This is a genomic window from Phyllobacterium sp. P5_D12 (assembly GCF_054049495.1).
The window spans coordinates 14281-27308 of the sequence record NZ_JBFUMG010000015.1; the positions used below are offsets into that span (position 1 = coordinate 14281).

Genomic DNA, 13028 nt, shown 5'->3' on the forward strand with positions numbered 1-13028 from the left:
TTTCGCCTCGCCCCGACCTGAATCTCAACGGGCCCTAGCACAGGGAGGCAGGAAATCCTACTTTTTTGAGCGCCATGCGGCGATTCACTACTGGGAGCGTGGTTCTGTGGTGAACGCCAGCAGGACGAGAAGACCAAGCCCCGCCCCCGCCAGCGAGGTAACCCACCAGCCACCATAGTAGTAGGTGGCGGCAGCAAGCGCCGACCCTGCCGAACCAAGCAGGAAAACAATGGTCATATAGATCGCATTGAGGCGGCCGCGCGCCTGATCATTGAGCGAGAAGATAATGCGCTGGCTAAGTATCTGGTTGGTTTGAACGGCGCTGTCGATGAAGATCGCCGCAAGGACGAGCGCTGCGATCGAGATGGCAGTTCCGGCCCAGCCCGCAATCAAAAACCAGATCGTAAGCGTGATCATGGCGGTGGCAGTGCCCTGTCTTGTGTAGCCACGGTCTGCGAGACGGCCAGCGACGGGCGCGGCGAGAGCGCCGGCTGCACCCGCCAGGGCGAACAGGGCGATCTGGCGTTGGCTGTAGCCAAAAATGTCGGTCAAAAGCAGCGGTATGCCGGTCCAGAACAGATTGAAACTCGCGAAGATGATGCCCTGATAAAGAGCGCGGCGCTGCAGAGCCGGCGTGGTGACAAGCAGATGCCACATCGATTTGAGGATAGCGCCATAGCGCATGCTGCCATGCGGCTGGCGTTGTGGTAGCGCGGCACGCAGGAGTACAAGTACGGCGAGCATTGCCGCTGCCGAAATCCAGAAGATCGCCCGCCATCCGAACTCGGAAGCGACCAGATTTGCCAGCGGTCGCGCCAGCATGATGCCGGTCAAGAGCCCGGCCATGACATTGCCAATGGTGCGGCCGCGCGAAGCGGCGGGAACCAGATGGGAAGCGAAAGGCACGAGAACCTGCGCACCACAGGCGAAGAAACCAATGGCGAAGGAGGACAAGAGAAAGGTCATTGCCGAGCCGGACAGAGCTGCTCCGGCGAGGCCAAGTGCAGTGCCAGCGAGCGTCAGTAGAACCAAACGACGATTTTCGACCAAATCGGCCAACGAAACCAGGAACAGCAGTCCGGCACCATAGCCGAGTTGTGTCACCGTAACGATAAAACCGGCCATACCGCCATGCATATCGAGATCGGTGCTGATGAGACCGATAAGCGCTTGCGCATAGTAGATATTACCGACCATCGCTCCGCAGGCGAACGCGAACAAAAAGGTCAATGCCGGGGAAAGCCCCGGCATTTCGGCTGCGATCTCGGCAGCTTCAGGTTGTGGTAGTACGGTATCTCGGGAATAGGCCATCAGGTTCTCGCTGCCGGCGGTCCTCCCACCCCCGGCTTTTCGTTATTTCAGATGAGGTTGGATAAGGGAAAGATCGGCGGCCGAAAGCCGGTCGGACGCGGTCCGGGCCTGATGCCAGTAGGGATAAATCAGCGGCAACTGGCTGACCTTATCGAGGCTGGCGCGTTCTTTAGGGCTCAGAATCACGTCGGCAGCCTTGAGATTATCCGCAAGCTGGGCGTCCGTGCGAGCGCCAACGATGATCGACGTCACGCCCTTGCGCCCGAGGAGCCAGGAAAGCGCAATCTGCGCCGCAGAAATATTGCGCGCTTCGGCAATGCCGGCCAAAACTTCAATGATGTCGTAAAGCCGCTCCTCATCCCGGATCGGCGGCTCGCCCCAATTGGCAAGCTGACGCGTACCTTCCGGTGTTGCCTTGTTGCGGCGATATTTACCGGACAGGAGTCCACCGGCCAGGGGACTCCACACCAGTACTCCGAGGCCTTGATCGAGCGTCGCAGGAATCAGTTCATATTCGGCTTCGCGGGCCTCAAGGCTGTAATGGATCTGCTGGCTGACAGGTGCGATGAATTTCTCCAGTGCCGCGACGCCCATGGCCTTCATCAGCTGCCAACCTGAGAAATTCGAAACGCCGACGTAACGTACCTTGCCCGAGCGCACGAGGGTATCGAGCGCCTCCAGCGTTTCGTCCAGCGGTGTCAAACCGTCCCACTGATGCAACTGGTAGAGGTCGATGTGATCAGTGCCGAGGCGTTTCAGGGTGGCCTCTGCAGCGCGGATCAAATGGTAGCGCGACAGGCCGGCGTCGTTGATTTCCTCGCCCATGCGGAACCTTGCCTTGGTGGCGACGAGGACGCTGTCGCGCTTGCCCTTGAGGGCCTGTCCGACGATCTCCTCGGAAGCGCCGGTCGAATAAATGTCAGCCGTGTCGATAAGATTGATTCCGGCATCGAGAGCCATGCCGATCTGGCGCTTGGCGCCTTCCAGGTCAGTGTCACCGGTCTTGGCGAAATTGCCTTTGCCGCCAAAGGTCATCGTGCCGAGGCTGAGCGCGGATACTTTGAGGCCGGAGCGGCCAAGTTGACGATACTCCATGGTGAAGACTCCTGGTGACTATAATGATGACAGAGGTGCAAGCCCGGCGAGCGAGCGCAACGATGCAACTCTATACAAGCCATAAGGCCGGATGTCGCCCCCGAAGCTGAAACACAGATTGGTGATCGGGCGGAATGTTATGTTATCCGTAAACCCCGAGGGTCGTGCGGGTGAACTGCCATTCGACTTCCGGGCGCTGGGCGGCATTGACCGAAAGCGTGATCTGGCGGGTCTTGACCGGTCCCCGGAACCCGGCGAAGAACAGCGAGTCCTCGACAAAGGGCTGGACCGTCGCCGAAAACATCCAGATATCGTCATTCTCCGCTTGCAGGATGATCAGGCCATGCTCATCGACTGTGATGTTGACTGATGGGTGCAGATGGAAACGGATGACAACATCCTCTGCACCCGTGTCACGGAGCGGATTACGCCCGGAAGCGAAGAAACTGTCTATGCCCTCGATGACGCTGCCATTGTGCGACAGGACAATCTGGCGTTCGTGATAGATGCCAAAGGGCCGGACATAACCATTGTGATTGGCGACGAATCCGACTGCGCCTTCGCGTTCGATCCGCTCAATATTGACCTTCGTCGGACCAGCGATAATCGGCGTACCGATCATCGTCGACAGTCCCGACGTGGAGCTGAACCGGCAGGAGGACGTGTCGTTGATCGTGGCTGTCGAATGGGCGGCAGTGGAACGCGCCAGGGGGCGAAATTCCGGCGGGCCGTAGCGATCGACGCCGGCGTTGACGATATAACGATTGCGCCCAGAGGACATTTCGAAGGAAAGGCAGCCGGCATGGGCATCACGGGAGGCGGTCACAGGCGGTGCGAGACCTGTATCGGCGATGATCGTTGTGGAATCCATAGATAGCCGTTCATAGCCCGAATGCGGCGCATGGGTGAGCGGCAGGCCGCCAATATCGTCATGGCGCAGCACTGCGATTACCCGCTCCGGCATGGTCGCGCCGACGCCGTTGAACAAAGCAAGACTGCCGTCGTGATGACGAAAGAATCGCAGCGCGGGCAGCATGCGTTCGATGGCTTCGATCAATGCCTTCGGCGGCGCTTCCTGGCCGCTCGCATAGGTCTGGCGCAAGGGCAGAAGATCGGCGAGCAGTTCAAGGATCGTCAACGGGTTGCGTGAGATGTGGCCGCCATCCGGCAAGATCTGCCGTACGAGTTCGAACTCGAGGTTGCGCCGGGCCGACCGGCTGGTACTGGACGTTACGGGCAAGGCCAATACAGCGAGCGCGAGAGCAATGCGCGCACGCAGCTTCTCCTCGCCATCATCCATGACGGCGGCCATGGTTCGCAAATAACGCACCTGCATGGCGAGGGAGCGCATGAACTGGCGGTACGAGCGGAGATCCGTGCCGGCGAGGATGAGGCTCGAATGCTGCAGCCAGGCGATGATGCGCTGGGCAGTGACTTCGGGCTGCCAGGCGGGTCCTGAAATCGACCGGCCGTGAGTAGTGATCCAGTCGCCGAGCAGCGCCCGCGCGTTGGCGGTGGCAAGATCTGTGCCTGCGGCGCGCAGGTGGCGTAGCCAGCCAAAATTATGCAGGGCCGCCTGCCACGCGGCATTGGGTGGTTCAATCAGGAACGGCGAGCGCCCGCCCGTCTCGACGACCCTGCCGGCGAGGGCGAAACGGCCATGGTAGAACTCTTCCGCCAGCTGTGGATCTGCGGGGCGAAGATCTTGCGGGGCAATGAGGACGCGTTCGGGCGTAAAACCGGTGAACCGCCAGCGGTACAGGGGCCCCATTCGCACACGCCTGCGGAAACGGCGCCAAAGTTGCGCTGTTGCCAGTCCCCACAGTTGCGGTGTTTCGCTCAGCGCGACCATATTATTATTGCTTCGAATCGCCTCGACAAACGCCGACTATGGAGCAGAAACCGTTAAAACTTTAGTATTTCCGTTTGAAGCGTGCTGCGAAGAAGCCATCCATGCCGGAAAGCGCGGGATTTTCGTGGGCAAGATCGGCCGGCGTGGAGCGAACGAAGCCTTCCGCGGTAATGAGTTCAGCGAGGCCGCCAACTTCATCCCTGGTCACTGGTACCACCTCTATACCCGGGTTCTTTGCAAGCAAATCATTGGCAACTTTCTCGCCTTCGAGTGGATCGAGCGAGCAGTTGGAAAAGACCACAATACCACCGGGGCGAACGATAGTAACGGCATGATCAAGGAGTTTGGCCTGGAGTTGTGCCAGCTTCGCTACGTCTTCGGGCGTTTTGGTCCACGGCACGTCCGGGTGCCGCCGCACAGTGCCCGTTGATGAACATGGCGCATCGAGCAGGATCGCATCGAATAGCTCTGCTGGCCTGTAGGCGGAAAGATTGACCTCGACCGTCTCGGCGGAAAGCTTGAGGCGTTCGAGATTGGAGCGCAGGCGCTTCAGCCGGTTAGCCGAAAGGTCGAGTGCCGTGACATTGGCGCCCGCCAGTGCAAGCTGAGCAGTCTTGCCGCCCGGCGCAGCGCAGAGATCGGCGACGCGCTTGCCCTTGATGTCTCCGAAAAGCTTCGCTGGCAGGCTTGCGGCGGTGTCCTGCACCCACCATTCGCCTTCGGCAAACCCCGGAAGCGACGTCAACGCGCCTTCGACTGTGGCAAGACGTACCGAACCCGTTGGCAATGCGATGCCGCCAAGCTTTTCCGCCCACATCTGCGGATCGCCTTTCACGGTCAAGTCGATCGGCGGTTCCTTGCTCTGAATGTCGAGAATGGCTTTGGTCCTGTCCTTGCCATAAGCGGCAATGAGGCTGTTCTCGAACCAGGCCGGAACATTGCTGGCGTGCGAATAGACCTCGCTCTTGAACGTTTCCTTTTCTCGCGACAGCCGGCGAAGGACTGCATTGACCATCGAGGCGAAGCGGCGATTGCGCGGATCATTATTAGCCGCGGTGACCGCAAGATCGACCGCGGCACGGTCGGGCAGGTCGAGATAAAGGATCTGCGCGGCGGCCACTGCCAAAAGATGGCGCAGGGCAACGGCGTTTTCCGGCAAAGGCCGATCGATCAACTGGCCGATGGCGGCTTCGATGGTGCCGCGATTACGCAATGCGGCACCGAGGATGGCACGGACCAGCGAGCGATCGCGGTCGTCGAGCGCCATATATTGGGGGTGGCCGTTGCTGTTGTCAGTCAGACCGTCGAGCGAGGTGTGCTTCTCGATGACGGCGCCAAGCAGGCGCGTCGCCACTTGACGCGCTGCGAGACCGGGACGGTCTTCCGCATCGATGTAATCCACCGGTTTTTTGCCTAAAGGCCGTTTGGCTGGTCGTCTGGTACCGGGCTCCGCGCTCATGCCCAAGGGCCTTTTCGGCCGCCGCCATCACGGCCCCACGGGGACGGCCGGTCATCCAACGGTTCGTCGTCGATCGGCGCCTGCGGTCCGCGGGCGGGCCGCGAGGTGGCAGGTGTCTGGCTGAACTCATTCGCCATCGCTTCAAGCGCGGCGATGCGGTTTTCCGTGCTCGGATGGGTGGAGAACAGATTGTCGGCGCCTTGGCCGCTCAACGGATTGATGATGAAAAGCGGAGCGGAGGCGGGGTTGCGCTCGGCATCCTCGTTGACGATCTGCTTTGCGCCGCGGGCAATCTTGTCAAGCGCCGATGCCAGCCACAGCGGATTGCCGCAGATCTGCGCCCCGCGCCGGTCGGCGGCATACTCACGGGTGCGGCTGATTGCCATCTGCACGATCATGGCGGCAAATGGCGCGACAATCATGGCGATCAGAACGCCGATGAAGCCGAGCGGATTATGGTTTTCACGGCTGCCGCCGCCAAAAAACATCGCGAAATTGCCAAGCATGGAAATGGCGCCGGCAAGGGTGGCAGTGACAGTCATGGTCAGGGTATCGCGGTGTTCAACATGGGCAAGTTCATGTGCCATGACGGCGGCGACTTCCTGGGGTGAAAGGCGCTGCAGCAGGCCTGTACTTGCAGCAACGGCAGCATTTTGCGGATTGCGCCCCGTCGCGAAGGCATTGGGCTKATCGTTCTGGATGAGATAGACCTTCGGCATGGGGAGATTTGCATTTGCGGCCAAATCGCGAACAATGGCATAATATTCCGGTGCATTCGCCTCATCGACCTCGACCGCGTGGTGCATGTTCAGCACCATCTTGTCGGAATTCCAGTAACTGAACAGATTCATGCCCGCGGCAATGACCAGGGCAATCATCATGCCGCCGGTCCCGCCAATGAGAAAACCGACGCCCATGAAAAGGGCGGTCATAAAGGCAAGCAGCATTCCGGTGCGCATCACATTCATGGCATCAGTCCTCCCGTATTGGATAAATCTATCAAGTTCATTCCTTTTATTGGTCGTCTTCCGCTATATGATGGTGTTTTATACAGCAAGCTTCAATGACGAGTATCAGCGTTATGAACGACGACCATACGACAGTGACGCCGCACGCGGATAATGACGATAGCCGGCCGCGTCCCACATTCGAGCAACTGCCGCCAGCCGCGCAGAGGGCGCTGAAAGAGGCGGAAGCACGTCGCAAGGCCGAGAAGGAAAAGGCCGATCAGCCGCGCGAAATCGGCGGGCGGGGCGGCAAGGATCCTGCCCGCTTCGGCGATTGGGAAATCAAAGGCCGCACGATCGATTTTTAGCGGATAATCTCGATGCCAAGTTTTTCGCGGCGTAGCCAGCGGCTGATCAGCAGAAGAGCGGCCGTTGCGAGACCGCACAACAGCCCAAGCCAGATGCCTGCGCCTTCCATACCGAGCCAGAAGCCGAGGCCGACAGACAGTGGCAGGCCTACACCCCAATAGGCTATAGCGGCGTAAATCATCGGTATGGTTGTATCGTGCAAGCCGCGCAACATGCCGCTAGCGACGGCCTGACCCCCATCGAATATCTGGAACAATGCGGCGAAGGCGAGAAATGTAACGGCGAGCGAAATCACCTTGGCGTTGGCAGGGTCGTTGACGTCGATGAAAGCACTTATCAAAGCGTGAGGTGCCAACAACATCAGGAGCGCGGTGAGGACCATGAAGCCGGTGCCCGCCGTGAACGCAACCCAGCCGGCGCGCTTGATGCCTTCAGGATCCTGCGCGCCGTAGGCCCGCCCAACGCGCACCGTTGCCGCCTGACCAAAACCCATCGGAACCATGAAGGCAATTGAGGCAATCTGGATTGCGATGGCATGTGCGGCGAGCGATTCAGCCCCTATCAGTCCCATCAGAAAGGCAGCCGCGTTGAAGATCGTTACCTCAAAGCTCAGAATCGCAGCAATTGGCAGGCCAAGGCGCAATAGTTCGCGATAGCGTGGCCAGTCCGCACGCCAGAAGCGTCCGAACAGGCGGTAGCGACGGAATTGCTTGTCTAAAGAAATGACAATGACGAAGCCGGCAAACATCAAGGCTGAGGATAGCGACGTCGCGATGCCAGACCCGACAATGCCGAGCCTCGGAAAGCCAAGATGACCGAAGATCAATAGCCAGTTGGCCAGTGCATTGAAGGCGACGGCAAAGACAGCGATGACGAGCGCCCACCCGGGACGTTCCAGCGCTGCTATGAACGAACGCACCACGATATAGCAATAAAAGGGCAGAACCGCCCATTGCAGCGCACGCACATAGCTACCGGCCTCAGCAGCGAGCACATGGTCCTGCCCCATGGCGATAAGGATCGCCTTGGTGTTCCATAGTATGAGCCAGATCGGGATCGAAATCGTGACGGCGATCCACAGGCCCTGGCGTACCGTGCGGCGTATTTCGCGGACAGTGAATTTGTTGCGGCCGAGTTCGCGCGCCATCATCGGCGAGGTTGCCGTCATCAGGCCGAGGCCGAAAATCATCGGAACATAATAGAGATTGGTGCCCAGCGCACCGGCCGCCAGCGTACTTGCTCCGACCCAGCCCATCATCATGACATCGGTCGCTGTCATCGCCGTCTGCGCAAGATTGGTGAGAATCATCGGCCAGCTCAGCGAGAGCATCGCAACGATTTCATCACGCCATGCACGCTTTGACGCGTTTTGGACTATAGCAGCCGACATTGTTTAAACTTTCAGAGGGATTTTGCCTCGGGATTAGGCAGAATGCACCGTTTTCAGGCAAAACTTGGTATCATCAATTTGGCGAAGAGCAAAGAGCTGCCCTATGCAATCTGGCGTTGGTGTCACATGTTTTGACCGTCATATACCATTCGGAATTCAATTGACGAAATGTGATTTATAAAATACATTTATGATCGAGCTTGAGCAAACAGAGACATTTCGAAAATGGCGAACGGAACTCAAAGACCAGCGAGCGCGAGCTTTGATCGCTTCGCGGTTAGATCGCCTTGCTTTCGGGCACGCAGGTGATGTGCAACCCGTAGGGCACGGTATCAGTGAACTGCGAATTCACTATGGTCCCGGATATCGCATCTATTTTCAGAGGCGTGGGGATGTGATCGTGATTCTTCTCTGCGGTGGTGACAAAAGCACGCAGGCAAAGGACATCCGCATGGCGAAACATCTGGCTGACGCTTGGAGGAGTTGGAATGGTTGAAAAATTGATTCCGTATGATCCGGCCGAGGATTTGACAACCGACGAGGCTGTAGAAGTATTTCTTACCGACGCCTTCGAGACCGGGGATGCAGCATATATTGCGAGGGCATTGGGTGTAGTGGCAAGAGCAAAGGGTATGACCAAGATCGCTCGAGAAACGGGTTTGGCTCGCGAGCAGCTTTATCGTTCTTTAAGTGAAAACGGGAATCCCACCCTCGAAACGATCGTGGCCGTCATGAAGGCGATCGGATTTCAAATCAGCGGCAAGCGCGCGGCATAAACGGAAAGGGCCACCCCGAAGGGTGGCCCCGCAATTCCATCTGGCACAAAGCTGTCGTTTGGCCTTCTTCCCTGGACTAAGCCAGGGCGCTTATTCAACGGAGAGACGATCCCCGATGGAAAGCATCAGACGCCTTGTGGCAGTTTTCGAAATCACGAGACATCGGATCACCTCCTTTACTTTCGTTGAACACAAAACAAGAATGGGGTGTCTTTGCCCGCGTTTCAAGAGAAAAATTTGTCGAGACTTTCTGATGGCTTGCAAATGGCGGTTTGCGGCCATAAGCCAAGAAAATGTTTTTCACGAAGCACCCGGTGCCCAATCAGCGCCAACGCGGTGTTTAGGGGTACAGGATGGCAGCTGAAGATAGAGCGGCGCGGATTATCCGCACGGTAATCGATGTACTCGAGCCGCAATTTGCCGTCGAGTTATGGGATGGCACCAGAATCGGCGAAACCGATGGCCCAATTCTTGCGATCAACGATCCCATGGTTGTGCGCCAGCTTGCCCTGAAGCCCAATATTGGCTCGATCGTCGAATTGTGGGTTTCCGGACAAATCGATGTCAAGAATGGCACGCTGTTCGACCTCGTCGAGCGAGGCCCCAAGGGTAAATTCAAGCAGAAGCTGAAGAGCCTGCCGAAATGGCAATTGCTAAAAGATGTGCCTTCGCTGCTGCTTGGCCGAAGCAAGGCGACAAGCTCCGGCCTTGGTGGCAAGGATCCTTATGTCAGCGGATCCAACAAGGAAGCCATCACCCATCACTACGATGTGTCGAACGCTTTCTATCAGCTCTTTCTCGACGAGCGCATGGTCTACACCTGTGCCTATTTCACCGACTGGGCCAATACGATCGATCAGGCGCAGGCCGACAAGCTGGAGCTGATCTGCCGCAAGCTGCGGTTGCAACCGGGCGACCGCCTGCTGGACATCGGCTGCGGCTGGGGCGCGATGTTGATCTATGCGGCGAAGCATTATGGCGTGACGGGGACAGGTGTTTCGCTGTCCGAAGCGCAGACCGCACTGGCGCGGGAGCGGATCAAAGCCGAAGGCCTCGAAGACAAGATAACCATCCACGTCAAATCTTACGAACACCTCGAGGGTCAGTTCGACAAGATCTCGTCAATCGGCATGTTTGAAGCGGTAGGCATAGCGCACTACGATACCTATTATTCGAGCGTGCGCCGGCTGCTGCGACCGGGCGGGCTTTATCTCCATCATGCGATTACGCGGCGCATGAAACGCAACAAGAAGACCTTCGGGCGCAAAAGCGCAGAGCACCTGGCGCTGGTGAAGTATATTTTCCCTGGTGGTGAGCTGGACCATCTCGGCATGACGGTGGAAAATCTCGAGGGCCACGGTTTTGAGGTGCATGACGTCGAGAATCTCCGCGAGCATTACGGCCGGACCTGCCGGATGTGGGCGGATAGGCTGCACGCCCGATTTGACGAAGCGATCGCCGAAGTCGGCGCGCCCAAGGCACGGCTGTGGCTGCTCTATCTGACCGGCTGCGCGCTGGCCTTCGAGCGGGGAACCGTGCAGATCAACCAGACRYTGGCATCCAAGCGCAAGCGGGGYWTATCTGCYGTGCCGCAGACGCGGGCTGATTTGTATCGGTAAATCATGCGGATTGACGGTCGCCAAGCTTATCTCCCCCCTTGTGGGGGAGAACGGATTTTCTTGGATTTAGCCTCTTCGCTAAATCCTTAGAAAATCCAAGAGAGGGGATTTAAACCGCATATCCTGTACCCCCTCACTTGCGATTTCTAGCACTTAGCAAGAGCTAAGATGCTGAAATCGCTTTCTCTCCCACGAGCGGAGAGATAATCACCTGTTGGTCCTAAGTCTTCTTGTTTTGCCTGTTGGCGATCAGATCGTCGACGACAGCTGGATCGGCAAGCGTAGATGTATCGCCGAGCGCGCCGAAGTCGTCCTCGGCGATCTTGCGCAGGATGCGGCGCATGATCTTGCCCGAGCGGGTCTTGGGCAGACCCGGCGCGAACTGTATCTTGTCGGGCGAAGCAATCGGTCCGATTTCCTTGCGCACATGTGCAACGAGATCCTTGCGCAGCGCATCAGTGCCCTCAAGGCCGGCCATCAGCGTGACATAGCAATAAATGCCTTGGCCCTTCAGGTCGTGCGGGTAACCAACGACGGCGGCTTCCGAGACCGTATCGTGCGAGACAAGCGCGGATTCCACTTCTGCCGTGCCCATGCGATGACCCGAAACATTGAGCACGTCATCGACGCGTCCGGTGATCCAGTAATAGCCGTCCTTGTCACGGCGGCAGCCATCGCCGGTAAAGTACTTGCCTTTGTAGGTGGAAAAATAGGTCTCGATGAAACGCTTGTGATCGCCATAGACCGTACGCATCTGGCCGGGCCATGAATCGGTGATGCACAGATTGCCGTCGGCGGCGCCTTCAAGCACATTGCCTTCGTTGTCGACCAGCTGCGGCTGCACCCCGAAGAAAGGCCGCGTTGCCGAACCCGGCTTCAGCGCGGTTGCGCCGGGTAGCGGTGTAATCAGTATGCCGCCGGTTTCGGTCTGCCACCATGTATCGACGATGGGCGAGCGTTTTTCGCCGACGACCTGATAATACCATTCCCAGGCTTCCGGATTGATCGGCTCGCCGACCGAGCCAAGGATGCGCAGCGACTTGCGCGAGGTCTTCGCGACAGGGTCATTACCGGCGCTCATCAGCGCGCGAATGGCGGTAGGGGCGGTGTAGAAAATGTTGACCTTGTGCTTGTCGATGACTTCCCAGAAGCGCGAAACCGACGGGTAGTTGGGAACGCCCTCGAACATCAGCGTGGTCGCGCCATTGGCGAGCGGCCCATAAACGATATAGGAGTGGCCAGTGACCCAACCGACATCGGCCGTGCACCAGTAGATATCGCCATCATGGTAGTCGAAGACGTATTGATGCGTCATCGCGGCGTAGACCAGATAACCGCCGGTGGTGTGGAGAACGCCCTTTGGTTTCCCCGTCGAGCCTGATGTGTAGAGGATGAACAGCGGATCTTCCGCCTTCATCTTCTCCGGCTTGCACTCGGGCTTCACGCTTAGCGTTTCCTCGTGGTACCAGAGATCCCGGCCCGGCGCCCAGCCGGTCTTGCCACCGGTGCGGCGTACAACCAGCACGTTCTTTACCCTGACGTGATGCCTGGCAGCGATATCGATCGCCTTGTCGGTATTATCCTTGAGCGGGATAGGCTTGCCACCCCGCATACCTTCATCCGAGGTGATGACGAAGGTGGATTCGCAGTCGACGATGCGGCCTGCAAGTGCATCGGGAGAGAAGCCGCCGAAAACCACGGAATGAACGGCGCCGATGCGTGTGCAGGCGAGCATCGCATAGGAGGCTTCGGGTATCATCGGCATGTAGATGGTGACGCGGTCGCCTTTCTTGACCCCGTGCTTCTTCAACACGTTGGCAAGACGGCACACCTGCTCATAGAGCTCATTATAGGTGATCTTCTTGTCGAGATAGGGATTGTCGCCTTCCCAGATAATGGCAACCTGATCGCCGCGCTTTTTCAAATGGCGATCGATGCAGTTGTAGGAGACGTTGGTGACGCCATCCTCGAACCATTTGATCGCGACCTTTCCCTGGAAAGATGTGTTTTTCACCTTGGTAAAAGGTTTGAACCAATCGATGCGCTTTCCGTGCTTGGCCCAGAACTTCTCCGGATCCTTGATGCTCTGCTTGTACCAGCTCTGATAGGTATCATCGTCGATGAGCGCGTCTTTCTTCGCRCTTGCCAGCACGGGATAAACCTTCTCGGACATCAATTTCCTCCAGAGCCTGAGATGACGGGCCTCCACC

General features: G+C 58.2%; 11 protein-coding genes. 4 read left to right on the plus strand and 7 right to left on the minus strand.

The genetic code is table 11. The features are described 5' to 3' along the window. Positions 1-87: 87 nt before the first annotated feature. From ACXJ5O_RS02475 to htpX, 5 genes are all read right to left on the minus strand, one after another. Positions 88-1311 carry an MFS transporter gene (locus tag ACXJ5O_RS02475; RefSeq protein WP_457298499.1) on the minus strand — a complete coding sequence of 408 codons (1224 nt, stop codon included), beginning with the start codon at positions 1309-1311 and terminating at the stop codon, positions 88-90. Positions 1312-1353: 42 nt separating this feature from the next. Continuing rightward, complete coding sequence (locus ACXJ5O_RS02480; RefSeq protein ID WP_457298500.1) at positions 1354-2406, minus strand: aldo/keto reductase; 1053 nt, start codon at positions 2404-2406, stop codon at positions 1354-1356. Positions 2407-2548: 142 nt separating this feature from the next. After that, on the minus strand, positions 2549-4258 hold the full coding sequence (locus ACXJ5O_RS02485; protein WP_457298501.1) for a heparinase II/III family protein: 1710 nt from the start codon (positions 4256-4258) through the stop codon (positions 2549-2551). A gap of 61 nt (positions 4259-4319) precedes the next feature. Next, the gene (locus ACXJ5O_RS02490; RefSeq protein ID WP_457298502.1) at positions 4320-5717 is read right to left on the minus strand and encodes an RsmB/NOP family class I SAM-dependent RNA methyltransferase; all 1398 of its coding nucleotides are present in this window, start codon (positions 5715-5717) and stop codon (positions 4320-4322) included. Beyond that, positions 5714-6685, minus strand: a complete 972-nt coding sequence (gene htpX / locus ACXJ5O_RS02495) for a zinc metalloprotease HtpX (protein ID WP_457298503.1) — start codon at positions 6683-6685, stop codon at positions 5714-5716. The genes ACXJ5O_RS02490 and htpX overlap by 4 nt, the downstream gene beginning before the upstream one ends. A gap of 95 nt (positions 6686-6780) precedes the next feature. On the opposite strand from htpX, the gene ACXJ5O_RS02500 reads away from it, so the two are divergent. After that, positions 6781-7032, plus strand: coding sequence for a DUF1674 domain-containing protein (locus ACXJ5O_RS02500; protein WP_457298504.1), 252 nt, complete (start codon positions 6781-6783; stop codon positions 7030-7032). Here ACXJ5O_RS02500 and ACXJ5O_RS02505 read toward each other — a convergent pair. Then, a complete protein-coding gene (locus tag ACXJ5O_RS02505) occupies positions 7029-8423 on the minus strand; it encodes an MATE family efflux transporter (RefSeq protein WP_457298505.1) in 1395 nt (464 codons plus the stop codon). The genes ACXJ5O_RS02500 and ACXJ5O_RS02505 overlap by 4 nt on opposite strands. Before the next feature lie 190 nt (positions 8424-8613). Between ACXJ5O_RS02505 and ACXJ5O_RS02510 the strand changes: the two genes are divergently transcribed. From ACXJ5O_RS02510 to ACXJ5O_RS02520, 3 genes are all read left to right on the plus strand, one after another. Next, the gene (locus ACXJ5O_RS02510; RefSeq protein WP_457298506.1) at positions 8614-8919 is read left to right on the plus strand and encodes a type II toxin-antitoxin system RelE/ParE family toxin; all 306 of its coding nucleotides are present in this window, start codon (positions 8614-8616) and stop codon (positions 8917-8919) included. Next, entirely contained in the window at positions 8912-9199 is a 288-nt protein-coding gene (locus ACXJ5O_RS02515; protein WP_457298507.1) for an addiction module antidote protein, read from the plus strand. Before ACXJ5O_RS02510 ends, ACXJ5O_RS02515 begins: the two co-directional genes overlap by 8 nt. Before the next feature lie 353 nt (positions 9200-9552). Next, positions 9553-10818 carry a class I SAM-dependent methyltransferase gene (locus ACXJ5O_RS02520; protein ID WP_457298508.1) on the plus strand — a complete coding sequence of 422 codons (1266 nt, stop codon included), beginning with the start codon at positions 9553-9555 and terminating at the stop codon, positions 10816-10818. A gap of 220 nt (positions 10819-11038) precedes the next feature. Here the strand turns inward: ACXJ5O_RS02520 and acs are convergent, their stop codons facing one another. Next, a complete protein-coding gene (gene acs / locus ACXJ5O_RS02525) occupies positions 11039-12991 on the minus strand; it encodes an acetate--CoA ligase (protein WP_457298509.1) in 1953 nt (650 codons plus the stop codon). Positions 12992-13028 lie beyond the last annotated feature (37 nt).